The organism is Kineosporia sp. R_H_3 (assembly GCF_002198675.1).
Lineage (GTDB): Bacteria > Actinomycetota > Actinomycetes > Actinomycetales > Kineosporiaceae > R-H-3.
The window spans coordinates 1-16297 of the sequence record NZ_MWLL01000016.1; the positions used below are offsets into that span (position 1 = coordinate 1).

At 69.9% G+C, this 16297-nt stretch carries 11 protein-coding genes and 1 tRNA gene; 7 read left to right on the forward strand and 5 right to left on the reverse strand.

What is annotated here, in order from left to right; translation table 11 throughout:
- Nucleotides 1–234: 234 nt before the first annotated feature.
- Nucleotides 235–307: transfer RNA gene (locus ECOMGDLI_RS01335), tRNA-Ala, on the forward strand.
- Nucleotides 308–408: 101 nt separating this feature from the next.
- Nucleotides 409–1821: an ATP-binding protein gene (locus ECOMGDLI_RS01340; RefSeq protein WP_143447417.1), complete on the forward strand. Its 1413-nt coding sequence runs from the start codon at nucleotides 409–411 to the stop codon at nucleotides 1819–1821.
- A 259-nt stretch (nucleotides 1822–2080) separates the two neighbouring features.
- On the opposite strand, the gene ECOMGDLI_RS01345 is transcribed toward ECOMGDLI_RS01340, so the two are convergent.
- Entirely contained in the window at nucleotides 2081–2317 is a 237-nt protein-coding gene (locus tag ECOMGDLI_RS01345; protein ID WP_088312860.1) for a hypothetical protein, read from the reverse strand.
- A gap of 100 nt (nucleotides 2318–2417) precedes the next feature.
- Between ECOMGDLI_RS01345 and ECOMGDLI_RS36565 the strand changes: the two genes are divergently transcribed.
- The 4 genes from ECOMGDLI_RS36565 to ECOMGDLI_RS01360 all read left to right on the forward strand — a co-directional run bounded on the left by ECOMGDLI_RS36565 (nucleotide 2418) and on the right by ECOMGDLI_RS01360 (nucleotide 8788).
- Complete coding sequence (locus tag ECOMGDLI_RS36565; RefSeq protein WP_369812695.1) at nucleotides 2418–3011, forward strand: helix-turn-helix domain-containing protein; 594 nt, start codon at nucleotides 2418–2420, stop codon at nucleotides 3009–3011.
- Nucleotides 3012–3179: 168 nt separating this feature from the next.
- A complete protein-coding gene (locus ECOMGDLI_RS01350; protein ID WP_088312862.1) occupies nucleotides 3180–4448 on the forward strand; it encodes an IS256 family transposase in 1269 nt (422 codons plus the stop codon).
- A 532-nt stretch (nucleotides 4449–4980) separates the two neighbouring features.
- The gene (locus tag ECOMGDLI_RS01355; protein ID WP_088312864.1) at nucleotides 4981–6612 is read left to right on the forward strand and encodes a methyl-accepting chemotaxis protein; all 1632 of its coding nucleotides are present in this window, start codon (nucleotides 4981–4983) and stop codon (nucleotides 6610–6612) included.
- A 376-nt stretch (nucleotides 6613–6988) separates the two neighbouring features.
- Nucleotides 6989–8788 (forward strand): diguanylate cyclase domain-containing protein, encoded by a 1800-nt coding sequence (locus tag ECOMGDLI_RS01360; RefSeq protein ID WP_158220835.1) that lies wholly within the window; start codon nucleotides 6989–6991, stop codon nucleotides 8786–8788.
- Nucleotides 8789–8855: 67 nt separating this feature from the next.
- On the opposite strand, the gene ECOMGDLI_RS01365 is transcribed toward ECOMGDLI_RS01360, so the two are convergent.
- Together ECOMGDLI_RS01365 and ECOMGDLI_RS01370 are read right to left on the reverse strand one after the other, a co-directional pair.
- Nucleotides 8856–10082 (reverse strand): site-specific integrase, encoded by a 1227-nt coding sequence (locus ECOMGDLI_RS01365; protein ID WP_088312868.1) that lies wholly within the window; start codon nucleotides 10080–10082, stop codon nucleotides 8856–8858.
- Nucleotides 10079–10294, reverse strand: coding sequence for a helix-turn-helix domain-containing protein (locus tag ECOMGDLI_RS01370; RefSeq protein WP_198954428.1), 216 nt, complete (start codon nucleotides 10292–10294; stop codon nucleotides 10079–10081). Before ECOMGDLI_RS01370 ends, ECOMGDLI_RS01365 begins: the two co-directional genes overlap by 4 nt.
- 119 nt (nucleotides 10295–10413) lie before the next feature.
- Here ECOMGDLI_RS01370 and ECOMGDLI_RS01375 point away from each other — a divergent pair, with 119 nt between their 5' ends.
- Entirely contained in the window at nucleotides 10414–10944 is a 531-nt protein-coding gene (locus tag ECOMGDLI_RS01375) for a hypothetical protein (RefSeq protein WP_143447419.1), read from the forward strand.
- A gap of 19 nt (nucleotides 10945–10963) precedes the next feature.
- Here ECOMGDLI_RS01375 and mobF read toward each other — a convergent pair whose 3' ends face one another.
- Together mobF and ECOMGDLI_RS01385 are read right to left on the reverse strand one after the other, a co-directional pair.
- Nucleotides 10964–15712 carry a MobF family relaxase gene (mobF, locus tag ECOMGDLI_RS01380; RefSeq protein ID WP_158220836.1) on the reverse strand — a complete coding sequence of 1583 codons (4749 nt, stop codon included), beginning with the start codon at nucleotides 15710–15712 and terminating at the stop codon, nucleotides 10964–10966.
- A 206-nt stretch (nucleotides 15713–15918) separates the two neighbouring features.
- Entirely contained in the window at nucleotides 15919–16149 is a 231-nt protein-coding gene (locus tag ECOMGDLI_RS01385; protein ID WP_088312873.1) for a hypothetical protein, read from the reverse strand.
- Nucleotides 16150–16297 lie beyond the last annotated feature (148 nt).

Here is a 16297-nt window from a genome sequence, read left to right on the forward strand (position 1 = left end):
GTGTACACGATGAAGCCCGTCGCACCCCGCCCGCAGCCCCGCCCGTGGACGGCCGAACGCGACTTCGCCGACGACCTCGACCTCGACGCCGTGCTCGCCAAGCGGCGCGCCGTCAACGGCTGACGCACGCCGCGTGCGGGTCCCGGCGGTGCTCCTCGGCAGGGGCGACACACGCCGGATACCGATTCGGAGCAACGCGTCCGGTCCTGCTAGTCTGCTCAGGCCGCAGGGCAAGGGGCTGTAGCGCAGCTGGTAGCGCACCTCGTTCGCATCGAGGGGGTCAGGGGTTCGAGTCCCCTCAGCTCCACGCAGGTCAGGGGCCATCTTTCGTCTTGGAAGGTGGCCCCTGCGGCGTCGTTACAGCAGCGAAGTGCAGCAGCGATCCGGGCGCTGCAGAGTGGAGCAGTGATGACCGCTCGCGAGTACAGCGTCTTCGATGTTTTCACGCCGTCTACGCAGGCCACGATCAACTTCGTTGAGCGTCCGAGTGTCACAGATCAACTGGTCGATGCCTTGCGGACGCCCGGCAAGCAAGTCGTCGTCTACGGTGAGACCGGGTCCGGCAAATCCACGCTGTTGCAGCACAAGCTTGACGAGCTCTATCCGGCGTATGTGACTAGTCGTTGTACGGCACAGACGACCCATGATTCGCTGATTTTAGATGCATTCGACCAGTTGAACCGCTATTACATCGACTTTCGAACTCGCGAGGCAAGTTCGACATTGAAGGGCAATCTCGGTGCGGACTTTCTTGCTATCAAAGCATCTGTGGAATCTCAAATTGGCGAGAAGACGACCTCAAGCGCCCGGAGGTTTATTCCGCCGCAACTGACGGTTCAGCGACTAGGGCAGTTTATCGGCGCTGAGGGCATGTGTTGGGTGCTGGAGGACTTTCATAAGGTACCGGTGGAAGAAAAGACAGCTCTCGCCCAGACACTGAAGGTCTTCAGTGATCTTGCCAAGGAGTTCCCAACGGTACGGATCGTCGCCCTCGGGGCCACGGATACTGCACGTCAGGTTGTTCAGTTCGACCGTGAGATGGCCAACCGCGTCGCGGAGATACATGTTCCCTTGATGACTTCGAGGGAACTGATGACGATCGTCGCCAACGGTGTGACGCTCATGAACGTCGATGCACTGAACGTAGTCGAAGACATCGTGAGCTTCTCAAGCGGCCTCGCGAGCGTTTGTCACCACCTTATGCTCAATGCTTGCATCTCCGCCGGCGTCGAGAGAACGGCTGCTGAACGTTTGTCTATTGGCGAGAATGACCTCGGCATCGCCATAAAGCGCTATATGGACGAGTCCTCCGACACTCTCAAGTCACTGTTCGAGTTGGCACTTGCGCGGCAGCGTGTCCGCAAATACGACAACACAAGGCTCATCGTTCAAGCGTTGGCCGCCGCTGACGTCGACGGCCTCACGGCGGCAGGGATACACGCGCACATCCGAAAAGCGCATGCCGAGTATCCAATGGCCAACCTCATGCGCTACCTCCAGCAGTTGACCAGCGATGAGCGTGGGCGTGTGGTTCGCCAAGCAATCGACGGGCGCTACCGATTCTCCCAACCGATGTTCCGCTCCTATGCTCGCCTGTTGCTGGGAATTTCGGATGCGACGCCGCTATCTAGGCTCTTGACCACTCTCGTAGTTGGTCTCGCCAACGCATGGGTTAGTGATAAGGCGGTGACGGTCAGTACGGGCTCTGCCGATACCTACTACGAAAATTTGACGTCGCCGGCCGCCGCCGCAGCGCTCAAGTTCGACCTCGACCTAGACTGGTCTCCGACCTTGCGCGGCATGACCGGACATGATGGCTGATTTGGCGCTGGCTGCACATCGCCGGGAGATTGGGTTTGAGGATGGCCTGCAAGTCCGGTCAAACCCGAGTGTGCTTGTTCGGATGAAATTGGGCGCCTCGCGTCAGCTGGGCCAGAAGCGCTCGCTGGCCTGCGCGACGAATGTCCCTCTCGCGTATGGCCGCGCTCTGGTGAGCCGACAGTCCGCGGGTATTGCGCCGAACATAGGCGGAGTGGGAGGGGGCGGGCGCCGGGTCTTTCACCCGCCCCCCGTCGATCGACTAGTGGCCTGGCCCGGTGTAGCGACCGACATCCTTGGCGTTGTCGTTCGGGCCGTTGCCGGAGCCGTAGTGGTTGTGGTTCCCGCTCTGGCGGAAGTCCTCGTCGCTCATCTCGTGGCCGTCTCCCAGGAGGGTCTCCCCCGTCTTGGATCCCTCACCGAACCTTGCGGTGACCTCGTGGCCTTCGATGGTTCCGCGCTCGGGGTCAGACCAGCCGCCCTTGTGCTGTCCGGACATGACGCTCCTTTCGGCGGTGCACTGCACCGCGGTGGTGGTACTGGCAGCACCATCAGACAGCCGCCTCCCGGGGGCGGTCGACCCGGATCGTGGGACAAGGATGGGACAGTTGAGTGAGCCGCCTCCCGAGCCGCCGCGAACATATGTGGACCTCGGCGTTGTCTTGGCGCGTCAGCGTGGTCGCCGAACGCTGAGAAGCGTTGCCTCTGACTGCGGGCTGCGTTCGTCTTCCTCCCTGCAGCGCTACGAATCTGGTCGGCCAATGCCGCGGGACGTAGCCCGCGCACTCGATGAGTACTACGAGATGAGCGGATGGCTCGTAGATGCCGTTTCCCGCCTAGAGGTTACCGCCGGTCGGTGGCTACCAAGAGTCGCATGCACAACGTTTGTACATACGTGGCCAGAGGAGCATCAAGGCTGGGTATGGATTGGGCTCAGGGCAGATCCTGCGAGGGTCGGTCGCCTCCATCTAGTTCGTCTCCGCTGGGGGCCGTGGCGTCAAGACCTGCGTATTCCGTTGAAGATGGACGGCGAGGCACTCACGACGGGGAAGGGTAAAGATCTGTCCGGAAGAACGGTTCCGTTTCACCTCGAAGTCGACCACGCTGTGGTCGCAACGTTTGGCGTCGATGCTCCTCCCGAGGATCTCGCGGCCCGAGACATCAGTCTTGGCTGGGAGTTCATGGAACCGTAGTTGGGTACGGCAGGATATGCGCCTGGCTTGCTTTCTCGCCGTGAGAGAGTGGCGTCCCTCAGAGTGGTGTGCCGTTAGGCCCGTCGTTGGGCGTGGCGTAGACGCGTAGGGCGGCCACCGCGTGATCTTTCTTGAAGACCTCTCACAGTGCTTCAGAAGGAGACCGCGGTGACCGCCGTGCCCAGTATCGACCCTGCCCTGCTCACGCCCGAAACGATCCGAGAGAAGTTGTCGGACGCGTCGCTGGACCTGCTGCGCGAGCTGCTGTCGACGTTCATCGACACCCTGATGTCGGCCGAGGCTGACGCCCTGTGCGGCGCCCCGTACGGGCAGCCGAGCCCGGAGCGGACGAACACCCGCAACGGGTACCGGCACCGCGACTTCGACACCCGTGTCGGGACCCTGGACGTGGCCATCCCGAAGCTGCGCTCCGGCAGCTACTTTCCCGACTGGCTGCTGGAGCGCCGCACCCGTGCCGAGGCCGCCCTCACCTCGGTGGTCGCGACGTCGTACCTGCTCGGGGTCAGCACCAGGCGGATGGAGAAGCTGGTCGCCACCTTGGGGATCACCCGGCTGTCCAAGAGCCAGGTCTCCCGGATGGCCGCCGACCTGGACGCGGTCGTCGAGGCGTTCCGGACCCGGCCGCTGGACCAAGGCCCGTACACGTTCGTCGCCGCGGACGCCCTGGTCATCAAGGTCCGCGAAGGCGGCCGTGTCGTCAACGTGCACGCCCTGCTCGCTACCGGCGTGAACGCCGACGGCCACAAGGAAGTCCTCGGCCTGCAAGTCACCTCCAGCGAGGACGGCGCCGGCTGGCTGGCGTTCTTCCGCGACCTCACCGCCCGCGGCCTGACCGGCGTCCGCCTCGTCACCTCCGACGCCCACTCCGGGCTGGTCGCCGCGATCGGGGCGTCCCTGCCCGGCGCAGCCTGGCAACGGTGCCGGACCCACTACGCCGCCAACCTCATGTCGGTGACCCCGAAGGCGTCCTGGCCGTGGGTGAAGGCGATGCTGCACAGCGTCTACGACCAGCCCGACACCGACGCCGTCCACGCCCAGTTCGACCGGCTCCTGGACACCGTCGCCGACAAGCTGCCCAAGGTGGCCGAGCACCTCGAGACCGCCCGGGCCGACATCCTGGCGTTCACCGGGTTCCCGAAGGAGATCTGGCGCCAGATCTGGTCCAACAACCCGCAGGAGCGCCTGAACCGGGAGATCCGCCGCCGGACCGACGTCGTCGGCATCTTCCCCGACCGCGGTTCTCTGATCCGGCTCGTCGGCGCGGTCCTGGCCGAGCAGCACGACGAGTGGGCCGAAGCCCGCCGCTACCTCGGCCTCGACGTCCTGGCCCGCTCCCGCGTCACCCTCCTGACCGGCGACGCCGACCCGCAGCAGGAGGTGACCACCACCACCACGACCGAGGCCATCAGCGCCTAACCGAGAAGATCACGCGGCGGCCGCCGCCGCACACCACGCCCCGGGACTTGACCCGTGAGAGAGCTTCCCTCAACGGACCGTTCTGCCGTACTCGACCGTGGTGAGGGCTCGCCTGACTGGCCCACGTTCGAGCGGCTCCGTGGGGGACGGGTCTGTGACCTGGGGCTTCGTCGATTGACGGCGTTGGATCTGCGCACTAAGACGGCTGCCCCAGGGGCGTTAAGTGGCGCATGTCGCCGCTCGTACGGCCCGTTAGGACGGCCTCGGCGTGGCGGCGGTGCAGATCGTGTGCTCGGTTCGCAGGGGCTTGCGGTCGATGGTGCAAGTGGGCTCGGCACATGACGAGGCCGAGCGGGAGTTGCTGGTGTGGTGGCTCGGCAGTGACTCGCCGCTGGTCGGGACGTGGTGCTGCGGCCGGGCGTTGGGCCGAACGGGTGGGTCTGAGGGTTGGGTGTCGCTTGCTTGCTGCGTGGGACCGATCACATGGGCACGGGTTCTCCGGGTGTGTGCGAGTCGGTGAGTGAGGGTTGGGATGAGGCGGTTCGGGATCTCGTCGCGGTTGGTCGCGCTGGTGTTGTTGGCGGTGCTTGCCGCGGTGTCGTTGGCCGGTGTCGGCGTGCTCGAGGTCTCGGCGTTGCGGGCTGCGCAGCAGGCAGGGGCGCGGTTGACCGCGGCGCGTGCGGCGGCTCAGACGGCCCAGTTCGACTTCGCGGATTTCAACGGGTGGCAGACCGCGTACGCGTTCGACGTGGCCCGTCTCGGCGCGGGCGCAGCAGCGGACACTGCTGACTCGAGGAAGGCGTTTCTGGGGTCGGTGGCGCGTACCCGCACCCATCTGGACGCTCTGCAGGCCCTGGTGGAGACCGGCCCAGACTCAGACTCAGACTCGGGCACCGTTTCAGCGGATGTGACCGCTGCGCGGGCCGCGCTGACGGACTTCATGACGGTCGACGGGCAGGTCGTCGCGTTGTACCGCGAGGGTGATCGTGAGTCGCGGCGGGCGGCTGACGCGCTGGTGCTGGGTCGTGAGATCGAGGTGTTCACGGCCGGTGCCGGTCACCTCGACGCGGCGGCACGGGCGTTGACGTCCGCGCAGCGGGCGGCCACGGCTGCCGCCGACCGGCGGGCGGCCGCCGCGGTGACCGTTCTGGTGGTCACGGCCGTGGTGGTGGCCGTGCTGCTGGGTGTGGGGGCGGTGCTGATCGTTCGGTCGATCCGAGGACCGTTGAACGGTCTGCGGGCCCGGCTTCAGGAGATCGCCGGGGGCGGCGGGGACCTGACAGCACGGCTCGAGGTGGCCGGCCGGGACGAGCTGACGGTGGTCGCGGAGCTGTTCAACACTTTCCTGGCGAGCATCGCCGGCATCGTCCGGGACGTGACCCGGTCCGCGGGCCGGATGGCGGACTCGGCCGGTGAGCTCGATGCGGTGTCGGTGGGTCTGGACGCCGGGGCCGGGCGGGTCAGCGTGCAGGTCGACCAGTTGGGCGAGTCGGCTCGTGAGGTGGCCGGGTCCACGACGTCGGTGTCGGCGGCGACCGAGCAGATGACCGCGTCCATCGCAGAGATCGCGGGCCAGGCCGCCTCGGCCGCCCAGGTCGCCTCGGAGGCGGTGTCCACGGTGTCCGAGACCGCTACCGCGATGGGTGACCTCGCGGCGGCCGGCAGCGAGATCGGCGAGATCGTCAAGGTGATCACCACGATCGCGGAACAGACCAATCTCCTGGCGTTGAACGCGACCATCGAAGCCGCCCGCGCCGGGGACGCCGGCCGAGGGTTCGCGGTGGTCGCGACCGAGGTCAAGGAACTCGCGAACGAGACCGCCCGGGCCACAGCAGAGATCACCAGCAAGATCACGGCGATCCAGGACACCACCGGCCGCGCCACCCAGACGATCGACCGGATCAGCGGGATCATCACCGCTATTCACGAGAAGCAGACCACGATCGCCGCTGCGGTCGAGCAGCAGTCGGCGGTCACCAGCGAGATCAGCCGCAGCGTCACACAGATCGCCGACTCCGCAGCGGGCATGGCCGAAACCCTCGACACCGTCGCCGGCGCCACCCAGCAGACCGCGACCGGTGCCGCCTCGGCCCGCGTCGCCGCCGGTCAGGTGGCCGCCGGAACAGCGCAGATCCGCACCCTCTTGGACGCGTTCACGACCTGACGCGAGGGCTCGCCGGGATCGCTCACGTAGGCCGCAACCGGTCCGCCCAGACGCGTCCGGTGCGGCGTCGTCCCCGACGAACCGCGTCACCATCCCGGCCGGGAACACAAGCGAACATGCCCCTATGACCTCAGGTGGCGGCAGGTGGCTGCCGACGATGGATTGGGGCCCGAACGACGTCAAGGTCTGTCACGATCGGTGGTCTGGACCAACCGGATGTCGCGTCAGGAAGCAGAGGATCCAGGTGTTCGAGACCGTGCCGGCGGCCCAGCCGGCGGCCCAGCCGGCGGCCCAACGGGCGGACCCGTCTGCGTCGTCGCCCGCGGGTGCCTCGCGGGCGTGGCCGACCGTTGACTGGCAGTCGCGGGTGATCGCCGTGATCGCCGACGTCGTCTCCGTGCACCGGGACGGGGTGCTGGAGTGGATCTCCCCGGCAGTGGCCGGGCTCCTGGGCTACGCCCCGCACGAGATGGTCGGCCGGTCGGTGGTCGACTTCATGCACCCCGACGACCACGCCGTGGAGGCGCACGAGCTACCCACCGCCCCCGGCGAGGTCGTTACCGGTCGACGGGTTCGGCTGCGCTGCAAGGACGGCAGCCACCGCTGGGTCCAGTCCCGGCTGACCCGCACCACCGACCCGGACGGCACGCCCGGCCCGGTCGTCATGTGCACCCGAGACATCACCGAGATCGTCGACCTCGAAACCCGGGCCGCGACCGCGAACGCCACCCTGACCGCAGCCCTCGACGTCAGCCCCGACGGCTTCGCCGTCTACCGGATCCACCGCGCCCCGCACCCGACAGAACAGCCGCCCCAGCAACGCACCGGGCAACCCGCCGCGTCACCAGCCGCGCAACCGACCGGGCCGGCCGGGCCGGTCGGGCCGGTCGGGCCGGTCGGGCCGGTCGGGCAGTCGGCCGAGCCGGTCGACCGGCCGGCTGAGCGGTTCACTGTGCTGGCGTTGAACCGTGCCGCGCTGGTCGCCGACCCCGATGTCTGGGACGCCGTCGGGAAGGACCTGGTGGATGTGGTCCCGGACGCCGAGGCGAGCGGGGTGCTGGGGATGCTGCGGCGGGCCGCCGACCGGGGACCTGGCGGCGGGACAGCCCGGCTGCGCACCGACTTCTTCCGGTACGGCCGCAAGGTGACCGTGGACTGCGTCGCGGTCCGGGTCGACGACGACACCGTGCTGGTGACCTGGCGGGACGTCACCGAGCAGGCTCTCGCCGAGCGCGTGCTCGTCGAGGCCTACCAGCGGGTCCAGGGCACCTGGGACACCCTGCGGGCGGCGCTGGACGCCAGCCCGGACGCGATCGGCCTGTTCGACGTCGACCTGGACTCCCACGACGGCCCCGACGGCGGCCCCACGATCCGGGTCGAACACGTCAACGAGGCCGCCGCCGCGCCCTTCGGGCTGCCCCCGGACCGGGTCGTCGGCTGGGAACTGTCCGAGGTCGACCCCCAGCACGACCCCCGGATCCGCGCCGCGATCCTCCAGGTCGCCCGCACCCGGGACCCGCAGCAGATCCGCCTGGACCTGACCGCCCCCGGCGACCAGCGCGTCACCGTCGAAGCCACCCTCGCCCCCGCCGGGCAGCACCGGGTGATCTCTGTCTTCCGGGACGCCACCGCCCACGAGGCCGAACGCCGCACCCTGCAGGACCGCCGCCGGCACGCCGAGCACGCCGCCACCCACGACCACCTCACCGGCCTGCCGAACCGGGCCCGCCTCGAGCAAGCCCTCCGGCACGCCCTCATGACCTGCCTACCCGGCGACCGGGTCGGTGTCGTCTTCTGCGACCTCAACAAGTTCAAAGCCGTCAACGACGCCCACGGCCACCGCATCGGAGACCACCTCCTACGCGCCGTCGGCGCCCGCCTTGCCGCCCTCACCCAGCCCGGCGACACCGCCAGTCGCCTGTCCGGAGACGAGTTCGTCCTCGTCCTCCCAAGCCGCGCCGGCGACTGGACCCCTGACACCCTCCTGCAGCGCATCCACGACACCGTGGAACAACCCCTGCACACCGAAGGGATCACTCTCACCCCGCGGCTGGCCGTCGGCTGCTACCTCGCCGACCCCGCCACCCACCCCACAGACCGAGAACCCACCGACGTCCTCGCCGCCGCCGACCGCGCCATGTACGCCACCAAGCCCGCCCCCGACTACAGCATCTAAGCCACCCCCACTGAACAAGACCCACCCTGCGCACTAAGTGAGCCAAGTCGGGTTCGGGAGTGTGAGGTCAGATATGCCGTCCAAGGTGTTCTCCTAGCGCGAGCAGCGCGGCCTGCGTCGTGTCGGACGTGGCCTCGGAGTAGATGTTCATGGTGACGGCGATCTGCGAGTGCCGGAGGATCTGCATGGCCACGCGGGGGTGGACGTCCAGGGCTACGAGCAGTGATGCGCACGTCCTGCGGGTGGTGTGGACCGCGATGATCGGCACACCTGCCAGCGCTGCTCGCCGCTTAAAGTCGCGGTGAAAATTCCGAGGCTCGACGGGGAGCCCGTGGCGCGTCGTGAAGACGAAGTCGAGGTCATGCCATGCCAACCCCGCCTGTGCTCGGCGGTTGGCCTGTCGCGCACGCCACACCGTTAGGGCGGTGGTGCAGATGGGGGGCAGCGGAAGGAGGGCATCACTAGCCTCCGTCTTCGTCTGTCGGCGCAGCAGACGGCCGTCCACGCGCTGGAGCTGCCACCCGATCCACACCGTGCCCACGTCCAGGTCAACGTCTTGCCACTTGAGTGCGAGCAGTTCCCCACGCCGGAGGCCGAGCACGAGCATGAGCACGTAGGCGGCGTAGTGCGGATCGCCCGCTTCGAACGCGGCCTCCAGGAAGCGCCGCGCCTCGTCGACCGTCCAAGGCTTCGCCTTCTTTGGGCGTGCCTGCGGTAGCCGGACAAGTGAGGCCACGTTACGCGTCACCAATTCGTCCCGGACGGCATTGCTCAGGCCGCTACGCAGCACGGTCCACGCGGTGTGGATGGTGCGTGCGCTGGCAACCTGTTGGCAGCATTGGTTCTTGGCGCAGCACTTCGGCGCCGGGCGGCGAGCGTCCTTGCCCTGTGCGCAGCACTGGCAGGCCGTCTTCAGCCCGTTGAGCCAGCGCTGGACGTCTCGCGGCAGCAACTTGTCGATCCGTCGCTCGCCCAAGGCTGGTGCGATGTAGTGCTTGATGAACATCCGGTAGTTGGCGATCGTGGCCGGCGCGCAGTTGGGCGTGATGACCTCGAGCAGCCAGCCGTTGAGGTACGCGCCGAGCGATGGAAGCTTGGTGGCGACGGGTGCCTGCGCTGCGCGTTGGTGGAGCGCCAGCCACTTGGTGTGGACGTCTTCGCGGCTGGCGCCGTATACGTACTTGCGGATCCGCTTCCCCGTCGGTGTAGTCACCCAGACGTAGGCGGCGTAGCCGCCGGCGGCACGGGCGTAGATGGAACCTTCGCCGTTGGCCCGGCCGCGAGGCTTGCTCATCGGTCGGTCTCCGCCTCGGATGCACGGCGGGCGACGTACTGGTCGACCCACTCGGGCAGGATCCGACGGGAGCGGCCGTCCTTGAGGGAGCGCAGTTCGCCTGAGATGACGAGCGTCTTGGTCTTGCTGACGCTGAAACTGAGCATCTCGGCCACCTGGGGAACGGTGAACCATTTGGGCGTGATCTCGACGTGGCGGCGGGCGTTCGTCACTGCGGCGCTCCTTCTGATAGTGCGGTGGGGAGGATCGGACTGACTGTCGGTGCTGGGTCGGACACTTGGGTCGGCGCGCCATCTGGGTGTCGCCGCTCGGGCCCGGGAGCGGGCGCCGGGTGACCGCGCTGGGTGCGGTCACCGATGTGGAGGTGGTCGTCGTGGGCTTCGACATCCGACCCCGACCGGAGCGGCGGGCGCCGGCACCGGGTGTGGGCGGGCTGCCTGTGCTGGAGCCGCGTCCGAGCCTGGGCGACGTCGAGTTTCTGTTCGCCGTCGCTCGCCGGCTGGCTCGGCAGGCCGCCGTCGACAGCGGCACCCACGCCGGTGCCGGCGGCGCGCATGCGGCCGCGCGCGGGACGGTGGACGCGCTGCTGTGGGTGCTGGGAGCCACCGACTCGGCGCCGTCTGGGCTGCGGCACGTCGGTGGCGTGGACGCCGGGCTGCGGTCCGACGACCTGCTTGCTGTCGAGCTGGTTGCGCTGGAGAACCAGAGCGCGGTTCTCGCGGGCGCGGGCGACGGCCACTACCTGCGCGGGGCCGCCGACGCCGTGTGCTTCGCCCGTGGTTGGGTCGCTGCCTTCTGGTGGGCGCCGCTGCCGGCGGTCCTGCGGCCGCACCGCGACGAGATCGGCCGTCGCGTCGCCTGATCGCACCTCGGGGTCGGCGTCAGTCATTGCCTGCCGCCAGGGTGTCGCCTACCGCCGGCGCGTCGTCCCACGCACGTTCGAACGCGGCGTCGCGGTCCGGGGTCGAGTCGTAGACGGCGCCGAGATCGGCGCTGTCGTCCGTGCCGCGGGTGCGCAGGTACTGCCACTCGTCGTCGGACGACGCGGCCTGGGCGCGTTCCTGGGAGGCATGGTCGGCGGTGACCTCGAACGCTGCGCGGGCTCTGGCGGCGACGGCGGCGATCTCGGCAGCGGTGGCGTCTGCGGAGAGCCCGGTGACCGGGCGGGCTGCTTCTGCGGAACGCACCGCGTCGCTGTCCTGGCGCTCGAGCATGGTGAGGATGCGCGTGACCTCGGGTCGCTGGCCGGCGTCGGTGCTGGCGAAGGTGTCGTCGGGCACGATGAACGAGCAGACCTGGACGGCGGCGCCGTGGCGGGCGGCCGTGGCGTGGATGAGGGCCAGCTCGGACTTGGTGAATCCGCCGCGGAGCGAGCGGGAGAACGGGTCCGTGGTCGCGGCGTCCTCAGCTGCGGTCGTCTCCGCTCGGGGCGCACTCTGCATCGAAGGGGCGTCGTTTCGAGCGTCCTGCGATGTCACCTGGTCGACCTCCTCATGAGCCGCCATGTCCCGGTCTTGGTCGACCAGGTCGGCTTCGGTGATGGGGCGGTGGGCGTCGTCTGCGGCGCGTGCTTCGGCCTCGGCGGCGAGCCATTCGGCGGGGGTGACGCGGTCGGGCTCTGCGCCGGGGGCGATTCCGCGGCGGGTGAGCTCGGCGGCGGCGCTGTCCCCGGCGGACAGGGTTTCGGCGTTGTCGACGAGCCAGCGGGCGCGTGCGTCGGCGGCGGCGTCGAGGTGGTCGGCCAGCAGACGGTGTCGCTCGGCGTCGGCCTCGTAGCGGGCGGCGTCGTCCTCTCGCCCGGTGGATCGGGCGAGGACTGCCTCGCGGGCGGCGAGCTCGGCGAGGCGGTGCCGCTCGCGTTGCGCGTCGTAGACCGGGTCGGGGGCGCCGGCGCGGGCCAGTTCGGCGGCGCGGGCGCGGACCAGGAGCCGGCCGTCGGTCAGCTCGGCCTCGGGGCGGCGCTCCTCGGGCATCCCGGCTGCTGCGTAGGCGGCGTGCCAGGCGGCCCGCTTCTCCGGGCTGCTGACGCCTGGGCAGCGGCCAAGGGCGATCTCCTCGTGGTCCCAGCCGGTCGCCTCGCGCAGCGCCGCGACTGCCCCTGCACGGTCGATCCACTGCTGACGGTTTGACGCGTACGCGTCAACGTCGTCGGGCAGTGGCCCGAGGGTTGCGGTCAGCCACGTGGGTCGCTCGTCGGCAGGGTGGTCGGCGAGGGCCTGCCCGAGGTTGTGGCGGCGCTCGTCGAGCAGACCGAGGAGCTGGTCGACGTAGCCGGCCCGCGCTGTGTCGATGCGCTGTGGAGCCACGGTCAGCCCCGGCGTCCGTGACGCCGCTTCCGGGGCGTTGGCGTCCTCGAGGGCGGGTGCCGGCAGATCGATCCCGGACGAGCGGTGGATGCGGGTCGCGAGCACCTGGGCGACGCTGACGGCGTCGGTGAGGCTGCGTCCGGAGGTGACGGCGTCCCGCAGCACCTCGAGGGGCTCGTGGCCGGCCTGCTCGTAGCTGCGCAGCAGCCGGGACAGGTGCTCGGTGCCTTGGTCGGCGCCGAGCCGGGCGCGGTCCTCATCGGTGATGAGGCCGTCGGCGGTGAGGGTGTCGAGGTCGCGGTCGAGTCGTTCGCGGCAGGCGACGCGGATCTCCTCCTCGACGAGGGCGAGCAGGGTGCCGGCGTTGGTGCGGTGGGCTTCGGCGGCGTCGGCGATGTCGACGGCGGCGAGGTCGTTGCCGGCTGCCGGGTGGTTGTGCGGGTCGTCCCAGGTGGTCAGGGAGCGGGCGAGGATTCCGCGTGCGGTGAGGCTGGGCTGGTCGGGGTTGAGGGACTCGGTGACGGCCCAGGCGGTGTTGGACTCGCGGCCGCGGGTGAGGCCGACGTAGGCGCCGGCGCGGTCCATGCCCTGGGTGAGCAGGAGGTGCCCGACGTCGGCGGTGCGGCCCTGGGCGCCGTGCGCGGTCGATGCGTAGGCCAGGGCGACGTCCTGGGCGACGTACCCGGCGGGCATGACGTGCACTTCGCCCGTGCGGCGGCAGACGACGTCGAGGGCGCCGTCGGGCTGGATCGCGGTGACCTCGTAGACCTCGCGGTTGACCAGCCCGAGGGTGCGGTCGATCCGGCGGGCCTGGACGAGGTCGCCGACCCCGGCGGGTGTCTCGTCGCGGCCGAGGACGACGCCGGCCTCCTGGACGACGCCGGCCTCGACGAGCAGCGCGCGCACGGAACTGGACACGGCCGCGGCGTGCTCGTTGGACGCGGCCACGACGACGACGTCCTTGCCGGCGAGCCGGTCCGCGGCGGCGGCGCGCGCGACGGCGGCGACGGCGTCGTCCGCGGTGCCGGCGTCGAGCAGCCGGCCGCGTGCGTCGTACTCCCCGACGGCGGCCGGGATGTCGCTGCTGTCGCCGTCGCGCAGACGCAGGGAGGCCTCGCGTTCCCACTCGGCGCTGAACCGGCGGACGTCGGACAGGGTGTAGGTCTCGGCGTCCCGGTCGATGGCGGCGCGCATCATGCCGCCGGCACCGACGGCGCCGAGCTGGTGCGGGTCGCCCATGAGGACCATCCGGGCGCCGGCCGCGTCGACGGCGGCCTGCAGCCGGGTGAGGGCGTAGGTGTCGACCATCGAGGCCTCGTCGACGACGAGCAGGTCGTTGCTCGTCAGCCGCAGGGCTGCGTCGTCCGGGAGCATGGTGCCGGAGGCCAAGCGGCGCTGGGCGGCGAGGAACGCCGCGACGTTCGCGGTGTCGGCGACGCCGTCCTCGCGCAGGATGTCAGCAGCGACCTGGGTGGTGGCGACGCCGACGACGCGCCCGCGGTTGCCGCCGTCCGGGTCGGGTTCGCCGGCGCCGCCGGGCGGCTGGGGCGAGGCGGTGAGTTCGCGCCAGGCGGCGTCGAGGAGCCCGGCGACGTAGGACTTGCCGGTGCCGGCCGGGCCGACGAGCGTCACGAGTGCTGCGTCGGAGCTGGCGATGCCGAGGACGGCCTGCCGTTGCGCGGGGTTGAGGCTGGCGCCGAAGGTGTCGAGCCAGGTGGTCACGGCGTGCGCGGGGATGGCGGTGCGGCCGCGGACGCCGCAGGACCGCAGCAGGGCGTCTTCGGCGGCGAGGTGGCCGCGGGTCGCGTACTGGACGGCGGCCGGGTCGAGGTGCTTGGAGCGGCCGTTCTCGAGGCGGCCGGCGGCGTGGACGGTGCCGACCTCGCGGCCGACGACGAGGACGGCGTCTTCGCCGGTGAGCGCCTGGTCGACCAGGGACTCCAGGAGGCCGCGGACGCCGCCCTCGGGCAGCGCGCCGAGGTCGTCGGGGAGCGCGTCGTTGAGGTGCTTGACGAGGTCGTGCCGGGTCCAGGTCGACTTGCCGCCCTCGCTGTGGCACGCCTCGAGGGCCTGGGCGATGACGGCCTCGGGGGAGAACGTCGTCCGGACGGCGTCGGTGGGCAGCAGGGCGGGGGACTGGGTGAGGTCGACGACCTGCTTCGCCTGGCGGACGAGTCCGCCGGCGACCTCGCCCTGGCTCATGGCGTCCCACCGCTGGGCCATCTCGCCCCAGGTCTCGGCGTCGTGGGTCTTGGCGGCGCGGGTGGCCAGGGTCGCCCGCTGGAGGATCTGGCGGCGCTCGAGGTTGTTCGCCTTCCGGCCGAGGGCCTCTTCGTACCGGGCGAGGTCCTCGGCGGCCTTGCCGGTGATGGCCTGGCGGCGGCTGGAGAACAGGTCCTCGATGGAGCGGTCGACGCCGACGACGCGGCGGCCCATGCCGTCCTCCCGTGGTTCCCACTGGACGCCGAGCCGGCGGGTCAGCTCGACCTCGAGGGCGCGCTCGGAGACGGCGCCGGCGGCCGGGCGCGCCGCGATGACGGACTTGCCGTCCAGCGCCCGCCAGACGCCGTCCGCGCTGAGCACCTTGTTCAGGACGATCTGGTGGACGTGCAGCTGCGGGTCGTTGTTGCGGGAGGTGTGCTGGGGGAAGCGGGCTGCGGTGAGGGTGTGGGCGTCCTCCCAGCTGCCGGTGGCGCCCTTGCCGCCGTGCCGTCCGACGCGGGTGTAGCCGGCGTTGTCCTGGACGTAGCCGAGCCCGACCTCGCCGGCGGCGACGAGTGCTTCCTCGACCTGGGCGGCGCGCCAGGCCCACAGTCGGGCGGCGTCGGTGTCGCCGGCCTGATCGGCCTCGTGGCCGGCGCGGGTGAACGACGCCCACAGGACGGTGACGGACTTGTCGGGGGAGAAGGTCAGGTCGTAGAAGGCGACGGCCTTGGGTGTATCCCGCTCGGCCTCCAGGCGCCAGCCCTGTATCTGCTCCGGCGTGGGTGTACTCGCGTGCGCGGTGGCGTACTCGCGGATACGGTCCTCGACGACCTGGCCGGCGCTGCGGAACTGCTTCGGGGCGCGGCCGAGTACGGCGGACTCGCCGCGGGTCGCCTCGTCGGCGAACCGGGGGTCGCGCGGGTCCCGGAACTGCTCGTACAGCGCCCGCATGATCTCGGCGTCGACCTCGCCCTCCAGGCCGAGGATCTCGGCGCCCCTGCCCCACCACTGGCCGGGCGGCTCGCCGGCCGCGACGGCGCCGGTGTAGTACGACTCCATGCCTGCCCCGACCTGGTCGGTGAGGTAGGACGACGAGTGCCCGGTGGCGACGCTGAGCATGAGGAATGCCTTTCTGATCGATGACGTGCTTTTCCGGCGCGGGTTGTTTCCCGCCAGGGGGATGCCGCTGTTTTGCTCGCGCAGGGCCATTTCCTGGCCCGGCGAAGCCGATTCTTTGGTGATCTTGGTGTGGCCTACTCGGTCGGTGATGCAAGGGTGTGATTCCTGCTTGCTGTTCTTGGGTGCTCCCTGAAAGTGGATCTTGCTTAGTCGCGGTCGTTTCTGGATTTGATCTCTGTCGGCTTGATTTCTTCGGTGTTCTCGTTCTCGGGCTGGGCTTTCTCGGTGGTGTTCTCGTTCGGTTCTTGCTGGGTGTCATGGTTCTCGTGCTGGTCGTCGTCCTGTTTGTCGGTGCCGGGTCGGGCGGCGTGGTGTCGATCGGTGGCTGTGCGGTGGATCCGGGTTGCTCGGGCCTGGCCGATGCCGTGGGTCCGCATGAGCGCTCGGATGGACGGCGGTTCGCCGGTGAGCGTGGTGAGGATCTGTTCGTCGCTGGGCGCGGTGACGGTCGCGGTGACGGCGCGGCGGTGTACTCCGATCGCGACTCGGCGGGATCGGGCGAGGCAGCTGGGGGCCGCTGTGTAC

Bases quoted from the DNA above. Each gene is read 5' to 3' on its own strand.
- ECOMGDLI_RS01340 (WP_143447417.1), top strand. From the start codon at position 409: ATGACCGCTCGCGAGTACAGCGTCTTCGATGTTTTCACGCCGTCTACG.
- ECOMGDLI_RS01345 (WP_088312860.1), bottom strand. From the start codon at position 2,317: ATGTCCGGACAGCACAAGGGCGGCTGGTCTGACCCCGAGCGCGGAACC.
- ECOMGDLI_RS36565 (WP_369812695.1), top strand. From the start codon at position 2,418: ATGGGACAGTTGAGTGAGCCGCCTCCCGAGCCGCCGCGAACATATGTG.
- ECOMGDLI_RS01355 (WP_088312864.1), top strand. From the start codon at position 4,981: ATGAGGCGGTTCGGGATCTCGTCGCGGTTGGTCGCGCTGGTGTTGTTG.
- ECOMGDLI_RS01365 (WP_088312868.1), bottom strand. From the start codon at position 10,082: ATGAGCAAGCCTCGCGGCCGGGCCAACGGCGAAGGTTCCATCTACGCC.
- mobF (WP_158220836.1), bottom strand. From the start codon at position 15,712: ATGCTCAGCGTCGCCACCGGGCACTCGTCGTCCTACCTCACCGACCAG.
- ECOMGDLI_RS01385 (WP_088312873.1), bottom strand. From the start codon at position 16,149: ATGCGGACCCACGGCATCGGCCAGGCCCGAGCAACCCGGATCCACCGC.